Source organism: Haladaptatus sp. AB618 (genome assembly GCF_024136965.1).
Classification (GTDB): Archaea; Halobacteriota; Halobacteria; order Halobacteriales; family Haladaptataceae; genus Haladaptatus.
The window spans coordinates 108939-125059 of record NZ_JAMYJX010000002.1; the positions used below are offsets into that span (position 1 = coordinate 108939).

Below are 16121 nucleotides of genomic sequence, written 5' to 3' on the forward strand. Positions count from 1 at the left end.
TATCGGCTAAGATATCAGCAAACAACCGCATAATGATTTTGCTAACAATTCAGATAGATAACTCGATATGGATTATGATTATATGAGTGCATCTCAATACATAACCTGATACAAGTTATGGACGGGAATAAGCGACCCCGTGGAATCCTGAGCCAGGCCGACCGAGCGTATCTTCGTGGCGAGTCCGACCTCGCGAGTACGCAATCGGAACGCAACACGCGTGCGCGCATTCGGGACCGAACGTACAACGCGATGTGCGATTTCGAACTCCTCGTTGAGCGGCTTCCGGAACGCGACCGACGGCTCATCTTCGAAAAGCGGTTCGAAAACATGGACGGCGCGGCGGCGTTCGATGCGCTCGTGTCCGCCGTTTCGTTCCTCTATCGGGCGACCGAGGACACCAGCCTCGATTTCGAGACGGTATTGCACGAAGGAATCAACATGGCGGAGGTGAGAGAGGGCAGGGTGGCGAGCGTCGATCTCGATCTGACCTTCCACTCGCTCTCCGTCGAGCAACTACGACACAAGTTGGAAGAGGGTGAAGCGTTGTCGCTCACCGAAATCGCCTACCTACACGACAGCGACGAGATACGGATGGACGAACTGGCGGAGTATTTCAGGGACGCGGACGAGGAGTTGGCGATCGACGACGGGCGGATTCAATCGAAGATGACCAACTTCTGAGCTCCATCTAACCGAGAGAATGAAATCAGACCGAGAGAACGGGTTGGCTGGCGTACAGGAGTACGTACTCCGCCGCCTTTTCGAGCACGTCTCCGGGTTCGTCGGCGAGCGTTTCCCGCGGGACGACGATGAAGTCGGCATCGATCTCGTCCGCACAGTCGAGCACGGTGCTGCCGGGATGGCGGAGTTTGCTGTGCGTCGAAAAGCCGTAGGCTATCGAACTGCCGAGTTCGACGTCGGCGTTCTCGGCGATGGCGTGTGCACCGTCGATGAACGATTCCGTCTCGTCGATGACGTCGTCCTCCTCGACCGTTCCGGTTTCGATCGCTCGGGACACTTCCTCACCGAACACGTAGAGCGTGTGAACATCGGCACCGTAGCGGTCGGCGATAGCAACCGCGTACTCGACGGCACGCACCGATTCGTCGCTTCCGTCCACCGGAACGAGTACCGTGTTTACTTCGACTGACGACTCGGACATACGTGTGGGTGCGCGTAGGTAAGCAAAAAGCCTTCTCCCGCTTGCCCGTCGAGAAACCGCAATCGGATGGGATTGCGGCTTGAGTGCAACCTTGCCCCGTCGGGCGTACTGATAACATGCACCATAGACCTTAGCCGTTTGGATTGGTGCAATATAGTCTTAGGCTTTAAGCGGGATGCCGGAGGAATGAGAAACGATGATAGACACCGTCGTTATCGCCACCGATGGTTCCGAGAGCGTCGAACGGGCAGTGACGGTCGCACTCGACCTCGCGCGCCGCTTCGATGCCGAGGTACACGCACTCTACGTCGTGGACGAGGGAGAAGTGAACTCCTCCCCCGAAACGCTGCGCGAGGAGTTTCACGACGCGCTCGAAGCACAAGCCGAAACGGCGCTCGAATCGATCCGCGAGAACACGAACGGGAGCGTCGTCACCGCCGTCCGGGAGGGCGATCCGGCCGCCGAAATCGGGGAGTACGCCCGCGACAACGATGTGGATGTGGTCGCGACGGGGACGCGAGGACGACACGGCGAAAACCGATTCCTCATCGGGAGCGTCGCCGAACGCGTCGTTCGAACCTGCCCGACACCCGTGTTGACGGTCCGGCAACTCGACCCGAGCGAGGCGTGAGGAAGACATTTATCAGACGGCTACGATGTTCCCGCCATGACCGCCATCGAATTGGTGGACGTTTCCAAGCGATTTGGGAACGTCGTTGCCCTCCGCAACCTCGATCTCTCCATACAGGAAGGTGAGGTGTTCGGTTTTCTCGGCCCCAACGGCGCGGGAAAATCGACCACCATCGACATCGTTCTCGACTACGTTAGACCGAACAGCGGAACGGTCAGCGTTTTCGGCCACGACGCCCAGCGAGAAACCCGGGCCGTTCACGAACGTATCGGTGTCCTCCCTGACGCCTACCACTCCTACGGCCATCTCACCGCCCGTCAACACCTCGACTTCGTCATCGAAACACGCGGCGCGAACGACGACCCGGACAGGATACTGGAACGGGTCGGCATTCCCGAGGCAGCGGACCGGCGGGCGGAAGGATTCTCGAAGGGGATGACCCAGCGACTCATCCTCGGCATGGCGCTCGTCGGCGACCCCGACTTGCTCATCCTCGACGAACCGACGACCGGCCTCGATCCCAACGGGGCGCTGGCGATGCGGGAAATCATCCAGGAGGAGAGCGACCGCGGGACGACCGTGTTCTTCTCCAGTCACATCCTGGAGCAGGTCGAAGCCGTCTGTGACCGCGTCGCTATCCTCAACGACGGCGAACTGGTCACGGTGAACTCCATCGACGGACTCCGCGAGACGGTCGGTTCCGGCGCGTCGCTGACCGTTCAAGTGAACCGAATCCCGTCGGGTACGCTCGACAGAGTGCGTGGCGTCGAGGGCGTCGGGAACGTCGTCGCCGACGGGACGACGCTCGTGGTGGCCTGTACGAACCCGTCGAAAAAGCGCGTTCTCGACGTCATCGAATCGACGGGTGCAGTTATCGAGGATTTCGAAACCGAGGAGGCGTCGCTCGAAGAACTGTTCGCCACCTACACGGCGGAGGTTCCGGCATGAACTGGCGCGTCATGGCGAAAAAGGACTTCCTCGACGCCTACCGGAAGTGGTCGCTCGCGACTGCGGCCGCCGGGTTCGTCCTGTTCTTCGCCGTTCCGACGTATCTGGGGATGAGCCACGCGCAAAATCCCGGCGGACAGGACTTCTTCGGGTTCGTGCAGACGGCCCTCTTTTTCGTCCCGTTGGCGGGATTGATGATGAGTTACGGGGCTATCGCGGGCGAACGCGAACTCGGCAGCCTGAAACTCCTGCTCGCGCTCCCGTACACCCGGTTGGACGTGATTTCCGGGAAGGCCATCGGACGGGCCGCAGTCGTCGGCGCGGCGGCGATTATCGGCATCCTCATCTCGACGCTCGTCTTCGTCGTCCTCGGCGGGACGCTCTCCATCGTCGGGTACGTGCTGTTCCTCGTCCTCGTCCTGCTCCTCGCGGCGGCGTACACGAGTTCGGCGGTCTGTCTCTCGGCCGCTTCGCCCACGAGCAACCGCGCGATGGCGACGAGCGTCGGGTTCTTCCTCCTGACGCTCGCGGGTTGGTCGGCGATTCCGCTGGTGATCCGGTACGTGCTCAACGGTTTTTCGATGCCGGGTGGCGCGGAACCCGTCTGGGCGAAAGTCATCGACGGCCTCAGTCCCATCCAGGCCTACTCGAACGGGATGAGTACGCTGGTGCATGGTAACACCGCATCCACGTTCTATCAGTCCGGGTGGTTCGCCCTCCTCGTCCTCCTCGGATGGGCCGTGATCCCGGTGGCACTCGGCTACCGGCGGTTTCGTTCGGCGGACCTCTGACCGGTTTCCCGACGCGGGATTCCACACCCGATAGAATCCTTTTGTCTGTTCGGATAAATATATATTTTTTCGTTAGAAATACATAATATTCGGACGTGAGGAGTTTCACTTCCAGATGGTTGACAGCCAGAGTTCACGATCGGAACGAGCAGTATCTGCCACTAGCAGCTCACGGCGCGGATTTCTACTGAAATCAGGAAGTGTTCTCGCGGCGGCGACGGTTGCGACGGGAGTCGGTGCGGCGGCGGGCGAGGAGCGGACGTCGCACGCGATTCGGCGCGGAACGAACGACGAAACGGACGTACACGTCGTCAAATCCGGGGAACCGGGTCCAACGGCCGTCGTCGTCGGTGGCATCCACGGCAACGAACCGGCCGGATACCGGGCCGCCGGTGGTATCGCCGAATGGTCCATCGACAAGGGGAAACTCGTCGTGATTCCGCGAGCGAACCCGGTCGCTATCGAACGGGGAGCGTATCTGAACGACGATGGGAACTTGAACGCGAAGTTCCACCCGGGGCGCGAACCGAGGACGGCGCTCGCCCGCGCGCTGTGGTACGAAATCGACCGTCACGACCCGAAGACGGTGTTGACCCTCCATAGCTCGAAGGGCATCCTTTGGGATGCGGATGCGCCGGACGGAACCGGACAAGCCATCTTCCCGACGACTTCGGAAGGTGCCGACCGGGACGCGACGAAAACGGCGTCGTACATGAACAACCACCACCTCGCCGACTCGCTCCCCGAGTACTACGAGTTCAAGATGGGGCGGTTGCTCGACGGGAGCGAACCCCTCCTGGCCGGAAAAGTCGGCCGCGACATGGAGATACCCGCCTATCTCCTCGATACGACGCGATACGGTACGGACCTCGACACGCGGATCAACTGGACGCTGAACATGGTCCGTCACCTCCTCGAACGGAACGGTATCTCCCGAACGTTCGAATAACTTCGTCTTCCCGGAGCCATACCCGGGAACTCTTTGCGTCTGGGGTATGAGGGAAGGTATGAAAGATTGGGTTATCGACGACGAGAACCTCTCGCTCGAACGGAAATCGCTCCTCCCGGGTGAGGGCTTTTTCTTTCCCGACTCGCTCGAAGCACGGCAGGAAGAACAGGAAGCGAAAGAGGAGTTGGAGGGTGCGGAACGGGCCGTCGTCGCCGATCCGGACGCCGACGGACTGGCGGCAACCGCGCTCGTTCGCGAAGCCTACGGCGAGACGGCGCTCATCGACGCCGGACCGCACGACCTCGCGGACGCCCTCGAACGGGTCGTCGCGTACAGCGAACCCGGTGCGACCGTCTTCATCTGTGACCTCTGTCCCGACGCCTACGAGCCGATAGCGGCGGAACTCGAAGTCCTCGTGGAGGAGGCGAACGAGGTCTTCTGGTTCGACCACCACCAGTGGGACGAGGCCGTGGCCGACGCCGTTCGCGCGCTCGGTATCGAACTCGTCGTCGGTGAATCCGACGAGGAGTGTACCGCCGACGTGGTCGCCCGCTCGCTCGACTACGACTTCCCGGATTACCTCGTCGAACTCGCGGAAGTCACGCGCGACCACGACTTGTGGCTTCGGGACGACCCACGGAGCGACGACTTGGCGGACTACTCCTACTGGGCGGAACCCGAGGAGTACATGGAGGTCATTCAGGAACACGGTGCGGAACTCCCCGCGGAAGTCGAGGAGTTCCTCGCGGAACAGCGCGTCGAGAAGGAGGCGCTCATCGAGCGGGCAGTGTCCCGCGCCGAGATGAAGCGGATCGGCGACTGGATGGTCGGCGTCACCTACGGCCGCTGTTCGCAGAACGAGGTCGCGGAAGCGATGCGCGAACAGGGTGCGGACGCTTCGGTCGTCGTCAAACCCGCCGGAAGCGCGAGTATTCGCGGTACCGACGAGTTCGAGCGGTGCCACGAGGTCGCACGGCAGGTCAACGGCGGCGGCCACCCGAAAGCGGCGGGTTGCAAACCGAGCATCTACGACGACATGCTGGACTACGCCCACCACTGGACCACACAGGGCGCGGTGACCAAGCAGGTGATTCTGGAAGCGTTCTGGGCCCTGAAACACGAGGACGACGAACTGGACACCGACGAATAGGGTCGCTTCGAACGGACCGTCTCGAACAGTACAAAAAATTAACTGTTCTGCGTTGCTACTCGGCAGGATGGTCGATAAAAACGCGGTTCGTCGCGAGTACGACGATTCAATTCCTCGTGTTCAGTTCCTCGTAAGATCACTACCGATGATCTAGCCGAAGAGTTTGGGGTCACACATCAAGCGCTCTCTGAGCGACTTCGACGTGGCCAAGGAGAGCTCCGTGACCACGCGTTCGTTGAAAACGCCGGTACCCCAGACTACCCGGTCCGACTAATGATCGACGAAGACGCGGTAGTCGAGTAAAATCACAGTATCTCATTCCCCCTCGGCATCGAGCGGCTCGAGTTCAACCGTCCGATCAGCGTTGACCGTGACCTGATAGCCACAGTAGTCGAAAACCACTTTCCCGTTTCGTTCGGTCTTTCGGTGGAGTGGAGCGAACAGCGTGTCAAGAGCATCCGGGTCGATGGCCTCGTATAACGGCGGGCATTCACTCGTATCGGGACCGTCACGGGTAGCAATCTCGGCATGAATCAACACCGTGATCGAGGGCTCTGCCGTGATCGTTTGCTCGTCGCTTGGTGTGTTGGTTGTTGTCTCTCCCATGGTTGTAGTCTCTCCCTAGAGCGCTCGTGATTATTCGGACGATTTCCGCAACGAGCACTCCATCCAAACCTCCGGCCTGTAGTTATAAACATCCTCTGGCGAAAGATAATGCGGATACCTCATCTCTATGTTTTCAACGCTGTACTCCGGCAGCGCTTCTTGAAGCAATCCGGTGTCAAAACTGCGGCAACTTCGTTACGCCTGATTTTGCACGTATTTTTGGTGATAATCAAAATAGCGTCCATGGCTGTTTAAGCTGCATGGATGGCACTGCCGTTAAGAACGGCCAAGCAGTCGATTGATAGCGGATTAGTACCGAAATTAGGAAGATTGGGACAGCGTAGGGAGTGTTCTTCCCTGGGTACCGATCACTCCTTTCTCGAAGCAGTATGGGATTTGCGTTCACTGACCTGATTCGGTTTGACGAATGCATCCGTCTACTGGACCCCATTTTATACGGTGACATACGCAACAGCGAGATATTCATCGCCACGCGAGTTACTACAAAATGGATGAAAGGACGTCGGGAGTAATGAGCAAACATATGCAACTCCAAAACGCGACCGAAGACCTCGAAAGTATTACCAACGATACAACTGACGGGAGACTTTCGGAGACGGAAGTCAGCGAATTGCTTACGAGCCAACGGCGACGAGTGATCCTCTCTTACTTACAAGTATGCGACGGCCCGGTCGAAATCGAATCGCTAATCGAGCACCTCACGTACCAAGAGTTGGAGGAGTGTTCCGGTGATACACCGACCCAACTCTTCGAAGAGATCGCGGAGGCCGTCTGGAACGATCATCTACCACTACTCGCCGAGCACGATGCCATCAAGTACGATCGAGAGAGCGGAAAACTGCGCGGGTGGACCAATATCGGTCAACTCGCACATCGCCTGCGAGAGCACAGTAACTGATCAGTAACGATAGATCATCGTTAGTCCCCGCTCGTATCCGGTTTGGATTCTGATGGTGAGTCCACCGAGTCGGACATCCCTTTTCGCCCGGCAAGTACATGCTGGACCAGATTTCCGTGGGCACGTTCACACCGCTCACTACGTTTCGTTTATAAGCAACCGACGGTTCAGTGACCGGTGAACACGAGCAACTGATTCGGGGCTACGGAAGCAACGACAGCGCGAGTTCCTTCTGCCGGGTCTCGATATCATCCGAATCGTCGCGCCCACCGTACCAGAGATCGAACCACGCGAGCGGGGAGAGTTGTCCGATGAAGCGGTATGCCCGTTGTCGGCACCGAAACCCGTCGTCGCGCGTCAGTTCGTCCGTCTGTGCATACCCCGAAAGCAATGCCTCGTTGACGATACTTCGCCGTTCGTCGTCCAGCGGGCGACGACCGCAGAGGTAGTGTTCGGTGGTCGCGAGGTCGAACTCGCGGTGGCCGGTGAACTGGTTACCCCAGTCGAGCACCGTTCGCACGGTACCGGTGTCCGGGTCGACGAGGAGGTTACCGAACCGATAGTCGTCGTGGAGGAGCACCGGAGCGGGATCGGACGGAACGACTTCGAGGTAGTGGTCGAGTCCGGCACGGAGTTCGTCGGTCAGATCCGAAAATCGCCCGGATTCCTCGATGCGGGCGAGGTTTCCTTCTGCGTAGGACCGGAGCCGTGAGGGCCAATCGGGTTCGGGATCGGTGATCGAGAGGCCACCGACGGTCGGTTCGCTGTCGGCGTCCACGCCCGCACGAAGCCAACCGTATCCGTCGAACGTGGCCGCGGAGTGAAGTTCGCCGAGGTGCCGTCCGGCGTCGTGTGCGGTGCGTTCGAGGGCGCGGTCGGTCAGCGACTCCGGGCCGGAAACCTGCTCGCCGGGCGCACGCTCCATCAGGAAGAACGGCACGGGCAGGCTATCGTGCTCGTCCACGTATCCGAGAACGGCCGGGACCGGAATCTCGGTTCGCCGGTTCACGAAGTCGAGAATGCGCGGTTCCATCCGAAACGAAGGCGGGTCCACGAACGAACGGGCTTTCAGTACGCAGTGTCGGGCCCCGTCCGGCATCTCGACGGTGACGAAAAAGACGTCGTCAGTGCCCTCGTCCGCCGGAACCACGTTCGTCACCGTGCGGTCGCCGAGTATCTCCCGGATCAGTCGTGGAACGCGTTCGGTCTCCAAGTTCGTGTCCGTCATCGAGTTATGGGTGGGTTTCGCCGCCCCGCTCGTAGAAGCCTTGTGGTGTCGAACTGCCAACAGCAACGGAACTCTCCGGGCCGGAACGAACCGGAGCGAACCGGAACGATCCCGAACGAACGACTCGGACCCTTTAATCCGGGTCGCAACGAGGGCCGCGTATGGTCATTTTCGACACTGACGCCATCGTCGGCATGGTACACCTGCCCGCCCTGCCGGGTGCTCCCGGTTTCGACGGCAACTTCGACGCGCTCCGAACTCGCGCGCTCACCGACGCCCACGCGCTCGAATCGGGCGGCGTGGACGCGATCATGGTGGAGAACTTCGGCGACTCGCCGTTCCACCCGAACGACGTGCCGAAGCACGTCGTCGCCTCCATGACCCGCGTCGTCACCGAACTCCGACAGGCTACAGAGTGCCCGCTCGGCGTGAACGTCCTCCGCAACGACGCCGAAGCGGCCCTCTCGATAGCGACCGCGGCCGACGCCCAGTTCATCCGCGTGAACGTCCACACCGGCGCGCGCCTGACCGACCAAGGCATCATCGAGGGGAGCGCACACGAGACGATCCGCCTGCGGGACGAACTCGATTCCGACGTGAAGGTCCTCGCCGACGTGGACGTGAAACACTCCGCCGCACTCGCGGAACGGCCCGTCACCGAACTGGTGGACGAGACCCTCGGCCGCGGACGGGCGGACGGTATCGTCGTGAGCGGCGTCGGAACCGGTCACGAAGTGGATACCGAGATGCTGGAAGCCGTCGTCGCGTGCCGGGACGGGGTCGGATCGGATGCGCCGGTGCTTCTCGGGAGCGGAACGACGGCCGAAAACGTTCGTGACCTGCTGGATATCGCGGACGGCGCTATCGTCGGCACGGCGTTGAAAGAAGGCGGCGAGACGACGAACCGAGTGGACGAGGAGCGAGTTCGGGAACTAGTCGAGAGGATCTGAGGCACCCACTACGCTCGCTACGAACGGATACTCCTTCGGTTCTCGTGTAGCCCACTCGTATCGCCTAACCCGTCCTAACCGAGTGGCGCGCGGAAGCGAGTGAATACGAGCGGCGCGCGAGGGACCGAAGGTCCCGCTGGAAGCCGACGTTTCACGCTGGCGAGGACGAAGGAGTGAACGAGAGCACGGGAGAGCTTTGCTCTCCCGGAGGAATCGGTTGGGGAGGGAGTGGTGTGGTGCGGAATCGGTTGCAGGACGGTATTCATGCGGCTCGGTAGCTGCAATCGCATCAAAATCAAATCCAGTACGGTGAGGTGAGCAGAAAGGGGTGTCTCACGAATACATCCATGTCTTTCCACTATTCCTACTGAGGTTACACAGACCAATCTGCAGAACCGAACCGAAGATGACCGTTGGGACTAATATGACGCCGTGCACGTTCGTGACGCGACGACCGACGACGCCGAGGCAGTCCGGAGCGTTCATTCGGAATCAATCACGGAACTCGGCCCGGAAGGATACGCGGAACCGCAGGTCGCAGCGTGGGCGAGAGGTTGTGAGTCCGCCGACTACTCATCAGTTATCGAAAACGAGGTGACCGAGTTCGTCGTCGCGGAGGACGAAGGAACCGTCGTGGCGTTCGGGTCGGCCACACTCGAATCGCCCGAGGAGTACGAGGCCACAGTGGAGGCGGAAGTCACAGGTGTGTACGTTCACCCGTCAGTCGCCCGGACGGGAGTTGGCTCCGCGGTACTCTCGGAGATAGAACGCCGGATGCGTGACCGGAATACGCACGCTCTCGGACTCTCGGCGTCGTTGAACGCGGTTTCGTTCTACGAGGAACACGGATACGAACGCGTGAGGGAGTACACACACGAGTTCTGCAGCAGCAAATCGACGGGCGTGACGGGGACGGTCATCGAGATGAAAAAGGAGCTGTGACCGTTCACAGAAACTCCTCGACCTCGTTTTCCGTCGGCAAGCCACCCCTCGCGCCCTCCGCGCCGCAGTTCAACGCGGCCACGGCGGCCGCGAACTCCCCCGCTTTCGCCATATTTCCCGCTCCCAAAATCCACTCGTGGATCAGGCCAGCAGTGTGACCGTCCCCCGCTCCGGTCGTGTCGGTCACGGGAACGTCGAAGGCGGGTATCTCGACCGTCTCCGACGCGTCGAACAGCAGCGCACCGTCCGCGCCGCGCGTCACCGCGCCGCGTTTCACACCCCTCTCGCGGAACATCTCGACGGCCTCGTATGGACCGACGCCGAGGTACGATCGGACTGGCACCTCGCTCGTGACCAGCAGGTCGAAGACGGGGAGCGCGTCGTCCAACGTTTCACGGGTGACGCCCCGGCCGTCGAGTTCTGAGAGCGGGCCGGAGAGATCGAAGACGAGCGGCGGTAAGTCGCCCGCTCTTCGGGCGGAAACGAGGCGCGAGACGACTTCGTCGGGGGCGTACGCGCTGGTGAACACGACGCGGGCGCGGCGGAGGTAGTCGAGGTCGGCGTCGTCGAGTCGGAGTGCGGGCACGGCGTCTCCCCCCGCGATGATCATGCGCTCGCCGTCGGGGTCGCAGAGGATGAGACAGTACGAAGAGTCTTCGTTGCCGCGACGAACGCGGGTCGTGTCGATGCCGCGGGCTTCGAGGTCGCTTTTCACGAATTCGCCCTCCTCGTCGTCGCCGACGCGTGCCACGACGCCGGTGTCGCGACCGAGTCGTGAGAGTGCGGTTGCGACGTTCGCCGCGACGCCACCGGCGGCACGGGATTCGTCGCGGACGAACGCGCCGCCGTCCGGCTCCGGCAGGTTCGAGAGCGAGTAGACGTGGTCAACGAGCGCGCTCCCGACCGTCACCGCGTCGAATGTCATCGTCGGCACGGTCACGTCGCGGCGGGAAGTCGCTTGCGCTACGGTTTGCGGAACACGTAGGTTACCCCTGCCCGCTCGATCCGAATCACGCCCGCGTCGTGGTCGAAGACGACCCAATCCGCGCGTCCGTCGAACTCGTGAAACGGCATTCCGGCCGTAACGTGTCCGTCACGCGTGACGGTAAACCGGGCGACACCCATCCGTGCGACGAGTTTCGACCCGTGTTCGTCAACGTCCGGAGCGAACTGCCGGAGGTTGGTTTCGATTGCGCCCCAGTTGTCGATGGGCACCCGCTCTGCCATAGGTAACCGTCGGCAGGGAAGGGGAAAGCGATGTCGGGGAAATCGAGGAAATCGGAAAAATCGGGGGATATCCGAGGGACAGGTGTCACTGCGTGCCCGGATATTCGACGTCGGAGAACGCGAACCGAACGCCGCCGCCGGTGCTGTCACCGATCGCAATCGTCCAGCCGTGGGAGTCGGCGATCTGCTGGACGATACTCAAGCCGAGTCCGGTTCCGGACTGTTCCGTCGAGTACCCCGATTCCAACACCCGTTCGCGTTGTTCCTCCGGAATCCCGGGGCCGTCGTCAGCGACGTAAAATCCTCCCGGCGTCTTGCCGAGGGAAACGGTCACGTCGTCGCCACCGTGTTCTATCGCGTTTCGAAACAGGTTCGCAAACAACTCGGTCAAACGGTCGCGGTCGGCGAGAATTCGGTCGTTCGTCGACTCGACGTCGAGGGTTGCCGGTTCGCTTTCGACACCGTTCCACACGTCGATGGCGAACTCGACGAGTTCGACCTCCTCCAGTTTCAGCGTCTTTTGCCCTTCTCGTGCGATTTCGAGGAGGTCGGAGATGATGGCCTCGATGCGATCCGCGGCCGTCTCTACCTCGTCGAAATGTTCCTCTTTCCCCGTTTTACGGGCCAAGTTGAGATAGCCGTAGATGATGCTCAACGGCCCACGGAGGTCGTGGGAGACCTGGCTCGCGAACTCGTCGAGTCGCTCGTTCTCCCGGACGAGCGCGCGTTCACGCTCCTTGCGCTCGGTGACGTCTCGGACGGCACAGACGTACTCGTCTTCCGCGACGACTGTGACGGTGAGCGTCAGCGTGAGGGTACTGCCGTCGTGACGTTTTCCCGTGATGTCGCCGTTCCACTCCCCGGCAGAATCGACTTCTGGGATTATCTCGGACTGAATGCGGTCGTCTGCCTCGTCCGTGAGCGTCTCCTTCCATTCCCCTCCGATGAGGGTGGACGAGTCGTAGCCGAACAGGTCGGCGTACGCTTGGTTGACGTAATTGAAACGGAAATCGTTCGTGAGCAACGCGATACCTTCGCTGGTCGTGTCGATGGCTCGAAACCCTCGGTGGACTTGTTTTTCCACGTAACGGCGTGACACTGCTTGCCGGATTTGGGACGCCAGCGTGACGAACCGGACACTGGACGTCCCCTTCTGGAGGTAGTTCGTCGCACCGGCCGAAATAGCACCGCTTGCAACGTCCTCGCTTCCAGTCCCTGTAAACATGAGAAACGGGATATACGGACAGCGATCACGGACCTGTTCGAGCAACTTCAATCCGGATCCATCTTCGAGTTCGTAATCACTGACGACGCAGTCGATATCGATGTCACGGTCGAAGAGGTACTCCGTCGCTTCCGCGTTGTTCGTAACGCTGACGACCTCTCCGATACCATCCTCCGCTTCCAAGGTCGTTCTGGACAACTGGAGAAATTTCTCATCGTTGTCGACGTGGAGCACACGGATTTCGGCAGGGAAATCGTGACCGATCGAAACCGGGTCTACATTCGCCATCTAGCTTTCTGCACCAACACGGCCAAAAGACATATATCTAACTCATTACGGATGGTAACGAACCCTGGATTGAATAACGAACTCGGATCGAATTCTCACGCCGCTCGTGCGTCTTCGCGTTCGCCGGCGACCCACTTCTGCGAGAACGCGGTGCCACAGTCACAGTAGGCGTAGGCGTGAATCACGTCCCCCTCCGCGTATAGGCCACCGACGTCCTCGTTCTGCTCCTCGGCGAACGCGAACACGAACTTCACGTCGTGGTCACCCTCCGGACAGTCGCCGCCGTCGAGCGTCGGCGCGACGGTCCCTTCGGTTCCCATCGCCTGTTTCGCGAAGTTCATCGCGTCCATTCCGGTCGCCTTCTTGAACACGCTTCGACCGGTTTCGCCGGGGACGATGAGCAGTGTCCCACCGGGTACCGACTCGCCGTACTCCGCCAGCGTGTCCCCGGAGACGAACGAATCGGCGAGAAAGAGCGCGACGTCGTCCGGGCGGTCACCGGCCAAAAACTCGTCCCGCTTGTTCATTGGTCCTCGACTTGGCGTGCGATATCCGCGAGGTCACCGTCCGGTGCTTCCGTCGCCTCGTACACCGCCCGCGAACCCGGCTGTCGAATCCCGTATTTGAACCCCTCCTCGACCACGTCGATCAGCACCGACTGGCCAAACGAGCGGTTGCTCTCGTCGAACCACTCGGAGAGTCTGTTTTCGCCTTCGCCGGGATTCCGCGCGAGTCGCGGCGTATCGTACACCCCGCGAATGAGCCGTCCGTCGCCGGTCAGCGGTCGTTCGATTCGAGCGCGATACTCCGTATCGTCCATGACGATACGGACGATTTCGTCGGCCGGAAACGCGTCCTCGTTGTCCCCGGAAATCTCGATGTTCGCACGATGCGTCGCACCCGCCTGCGCCAGTGTCGCCCTGACGGTTTCGGTCGTATCACTAGAAACCCGCTGGGTCATAATCGTGAAAAGATGGTGTATATGTTTGAGTGTTCCGCCGCGTTACTCGTCGTCTTCCTCGTCGTCGCCCTCGCCGTAGAGGGATTCGACGGACTCGTCGCCGTATTCCGAGATCGTGACGTTGAGTTGCGCGACTGCCTCGCTGACTTCCTTTCCGCGGACCGAGATGCGTCGTCGCTCGCCGTCTCGCTCGGGGTTGTAACCCGTGCCGCCTTCGAGGAGCACGTCCTTGAGGTTCGGGCCTGCGACGTCGCCACGCATCGGGCGACCGGCGTTGTCCGAGCCACCGGTGATTTCGACGGAATACCCGTCGAGACCGACGGCACTGCCGTCGACGTCCTCACCGATAGACTTGCCGAGGAATCGGTTTGCGTCCTGTCCGTCTACTTCGCGCTGATAGGCCGCCCCGGAGTCGGGGTCAGCAACGACGACCTGAAAGTTTGCCATACGGAACGAATATCGGTCGCACCCTAAAAGGACATCGAAAAGTGCTTTCGGACGAAACCGCTATGCATGGGCCAGTCGTTCGTTGATGGCAGGGGGGACGAATGTCGGAAACCTATTACTTCGTCAGTGACCTGCACGTCGGCGGCGACGAGGAGCTACAGAAGTGTGAGTTCGAGGACGAGTTCGTCGAGTTCTTGCGGATGCTCGAAACCACAGATGAAAACGCCGAACTGGTGATCCTCGGCGACGCCTTCGGCCTGTGGGAGTTCACCCAATCGGCCGGGATGAAGAAGTTCGACCTGCTGGTCGAACACCACCCGAAACTGTTCGACCAGTTTCGAAAGACGGGCGAGAACGTCACCATCACGCTCATCCCCGGCAATCACGACGCCGAACTCGCAGGGTATCCGGAGTACGAGAGGCGACTGGCCGAGTACAACGTGAACCTCGACTCGACGCTGTCGCTGACTCGGTCCGTCGCCGGAAAGAAAATCTGGATCGAACACGGCATGCAGGAGGATGCACACAACCGCATGCCGGAGTTCGGCAACCCGCGTGCGAACCCGCTCGGCTACTTCGTCAACCGTCACATCACGGGAAAGGCCGGACAGCTTTCGGGGCGGGGGAAGTACAACTGGCTCAAGGACATCCAGTCGCTCACGCCGCTCGAAGAGATTCCGGACTGGATCGCATCGAACTACTTCTACCGCGAGATGAACCCGTTTCTGCGCTACGGCGCGTTGCCGTTCCTGTTGCTCTTCCAGATCAGCCTGCTGTATCTCCTCGTCCTCGTGCTGGAAGCGACCGGGGTCCTCGGAACGCATCTCATCTCGAACCTCACGGCGGACTTTCTCCACCAGTTCGGACTGGTCGGAGACCTCGTGGAGTTCGTCATCTACGTCAATCTCGTCGTCGTCGGTCTCCTCCTTCTCGTCTCGATACCGCTGTACTTCTTCGCCCGCGACGTGCGAAAGACGCTCGAACGGTTCGGCCTCGTCAGACAGGAGAAGCCCGAAGAACCGGCCGACGCGCCCTACGTCGCCGCCGCCGAGGACGTGTTCGAGGAGTTCCCCGACGTCGTTGCGTACATCTACGGCCACACCCACCGCGTCTCGCTCACGAACGTGGGCGAGCGCGTCATCATCAACACCGGAACGTGGCTCAAGCGACTGCACCGGACCTCGACGTGGATCGGTATCCTGCCGCCGGTGTATTACCCTTCGTACCGACTGAACTACTTCAAAATCGACGAGGAGGAAGGAAACGTCGTGATCGAGTACCACACCATCGAGAAGGAGGCCCCGAACGAACTCACGCTCGTCCAACGGTTGCTCTCGCGCCGTCCGAAGGTGAAGAACGATATTCCGAAACGGACCGTCATCGAGGGGTCGGAGAAGGAAGTGGTCGAGTCGGCATCGAAGGAGTAGAAAGACAGGCTACAAACGAGTATCCGATGAAACCAGAAGGGCCACGGACGACGAGGTGAGATGTTTCCAACTCCCCGCGAGCGACGCGCGGTGCGAGCGAGCGGGCCGACGACTGAACGCAGTGAAGGAGGAGTGTCTTCGTGAGCGTAGCGAACGAAGGCTCGGAAGTCGCATGCCCGCGAACGAAGTGAGCCGGAACGTCTTCTGGTGCTTTTGGTCCAGATCTTTATCGAGGGTCGCGTGGTTTGCGACCCTCGCTATAAAAAG

The 16121-nt window shown here is 60.7% G+C and carries 20 protein-coding genes; 11 read left to right on the forward strand and 9 right to left on the reverse strand.

The features are described from left to right. Positions 1–117 precede the first annotated feature (117 nt). Positions 118–684: a hypothetical protein gene (locus tag NKF26_RS07295; protein ID WP_253228895.1), complete on the forward strand. Its 567-nt coding sequence runs from the start codon at positions 118–120 to the stop codon at positions 682–684. A 25-nt stretch (positions 685–709) separates the two neighbouring features. Here the strand turns inward: NKF26_RS07295 and NKF26_RS07300 are convergent, their stop codons facing one another. Continuing rightward, complete coding sequence (locus NKF26_RS07300) at positions 710–1165, reverse strand: universal stress protein (RefSeq protein WP_253228894.1); 456 nt, start codon at positions 1163–1165, stop codon at positions 710–712. A 196-nt stretch (positions 1166–1361) separates the two neighbouring features. Between NKF26_RS07300 and NKF26_RS07305 the strand changes: the two genes are divergently transcribed. From NKF26_RS07305 to NKF26_RS07330, 6 genes are all read left to right on the forward strand, one after another. Further along, positions 1362–1796 (forward strand): universal stress protein, encoded by a 435-nt coding sequence (locus tag NKF26_RS07305; protein WP_253228893.1) that lies wholly within the window; start codon positions 1362–1364, stop codon positions 1794–1796. 36 nt (positions 1797–1832) lie between these two features. Beyond that, positions 1833–2744: an ABC transporter ATP-binding protein gene (locus tag NKF26_RS07310; RefSeq protein ID WP_253234139.1), complete on the forward strand. Its 912-nt coding sequence runs from the start codon at positions 1833–1835 to the stop codon at positions 2742–2744. After that, the gene (locus NKF26_RS07315) at positions 2741–3535 is read left to right on the forward strand and encodes an ABC transporter permease subunit (protein ID WP_253228891.1); all 795 of its coding nucleotides are present in this window, start codon (positions 2741–2743) and stop codon (positions 3533–3535) included. Before NKF26_RS07310 ends, NKF26_RS07315 begins: the two co-directional genes overlap by 4 nt. Positions 3536–3650: 115 nt before the next feature. Continuing rightward, positions 3651–4484, forward strand: coding sequence for a succinylglutamate desuccinylase/aspartoacylase family protein (locus NKF26_RS07320; protein WP_253228890.1), 834 nt, complete (start codon positions 3651–3653; stop codon positions 4482–4484). Between the two features lie 58 nt (positions 4485–4542). Next, positions 4543–5634, forward strand: a complete 1092-nt coding sequence (locus NKF26_RS07325; protein WP_253228889.1) for a DHH family phosphoesterase — start codon at positions 4543–4545, stop codon at positions 5632–5634. 135 nt (positions 5635–5769) lie between these two features. Further along, on the forward strand, positions 5770–5937 hold the full coding sequence (locus tag NKF26_RS07330) for a helix-turn-helix domain-containing protein (RefSeq protein ID WP_253228915.1): 168 nt from the start codon (positions 5770–5772) through the stop codon (positions 5935–5937). A gap of 12 nt (positions 5938–5949) precedes the next feature. Here the strand turns inward: NKF26_RS07330 and NKF26_RS07335 are convergent, their stop codons facing one another. Beyond that, entirely contained in the window at positions 5950–6240 is a 291-nt protein-coding gene (locus tag NKF26_RS07335) for a HalOD1 output domain-containing protein (RefSeq protein ID WP_253228888.1), read from the reverse strand. Positions 6241–6772: 532 nt separating this feature from the next. On the opposite strand from NKF26_RS07335, the gene NKF26_RS07340 reads away from it, so the two are divergent. Further along, entirely contained in the window at positions 6773–7159 is a 387-nt protein-coding gene (locus NKF26_RS07340) for a hypothetical protein (RefSeq protein ID WP_253228887.1), read from the forward strand. Between the two features lie 202 nt (positions 7160–7361). Here NKF26_RS07340 and NKF26_RS07345 read toward each other — a convergent pair whose 3' ends face one another. Then, on the reverse strand, positions 7362–8387 hold the full coding sequence (locus NKF26_RS07345; protein WP_253228886.1) for a phosphotransferase family protein: 1026 nt from the start codon (positions 8385–8387) through the stop codon (positions 7362–7364). Between the two features lie 161 nt (positions 8388–8548). Between NKF26_RS07345 and NKF26_RS07350 the strand changes: the two genes are divergently transcribed. Next, positions 8549–9337 carry a BtpA/SgcQ family protein gene (locus NKF26_RS07350; protein ID WP_253228885.1) on the forward strand — a complete coding sequence of 263 codons (789 nt, stop codon included), beginning with the start codon at positions 8549–8551 and terminating at the stop codon, positions 9335–9337. Positions 9338–9769: 432 nt separating this feature from the next. Further along, the gene (locus NKF26_RS07355) at positions 9770–10279 is read left to right on the forward strand and encodes a GNAT family N-acetyltransferase (protein ID WP_253228884.1); all 510 of its coding nucleotides are present in this window, start codon (positions 9770–9772) and stop codon (positions 10277–10279) included. 4 nt (positions 10280–10283) lie between these two features. Here the strand turns inward: NKF26_RS07355 and NKF26_RS07360 are convergent, their stop codons facing one another. The 6 genes from NKF26_RS07360 to NKF26_RS07385 form a co-directional block, all read right to left on the reverse strand. Next, a complete protein-coding gene (locus tag NKF26_RS07360; RefSeq protein ID WP_253234140.1) occupies positions 10284–11204 on the reverse strand; it encodes a carbohydrate kinase family protein in 921 nt (306 codons plus the stop codon). Between the two features lie 38 nt (positions 11205–11242). Further along, positions 11243–11506, reverse strand: a complete 264-nt coding sequence (locus NKF26_RS07365; RefSeq protein WP_253228882.1) for a hypothetical protein — start codon at positions 11504–11506, stop codon at positions 11243–11245. An 85-nt stretch (positions 11507–11591) separates the two neighbouring features. Continuing rightward, positions 11592–13019: an ATP-binding protein gene (locus NKF26_RS07370; RefSeq protein ID WP_253234141.1), complete on the reverse strand. Its 1428-nt coding sequence runs from the start codon at positions 13017–13019 to the stop codon at positions 11592–11594. Between the two features lie 95 nt (positions 13020–13114). Then, positions 13115–13546, reverse strand: coding sequence for a DUF5807 family protein (locus NKF26_RS07375; protein ID WP_253228880.1), 432 nt, complete (start codon positions 13544–13546; stop codon positions 13115–13117). After that, positions 13543–13980 carry a hypothetical protein gene (locus NKF26_RS07380; RefSeq protein WP_253228879.1) on the reverse strand — a complete coding sequence of 146 codons (438 nt, stop codon included), beginning with the start codon at positions 13978–13980 and terminating at the stop codon, positions 13543–13545. Before NKF26_RS07380 ends, NKF26_RS07375 begins: the two co-directional genes overlap by 4 nt. 42 nt (positions 13981–14022) lie before the next feature. After that, entirely contained in the window at positions 14023–14427 is a 405-nt protein-coding gene (locus tag NKF26_RS07385; RefSeq protein ID WP_253228878.1) for a 30S ribosomal protein S6e, read from the reverse strand. Positions 14428–14528: 101 nt separating this feature from the next. Between NKF26_RS07385 and NKF26_RS07390 the strand changes: the two genes are divergently transcribed. Next, entirely contained in the window at positions 14529–15854 is a 1326-nt protein-coding gene (locus NKF26_RS07390; RefSeq protein WP_253228877.1) for a metallophosphoesterase, read from the forward strand. Positions 15855–16121: the final 267 nt, after the last annotated feature.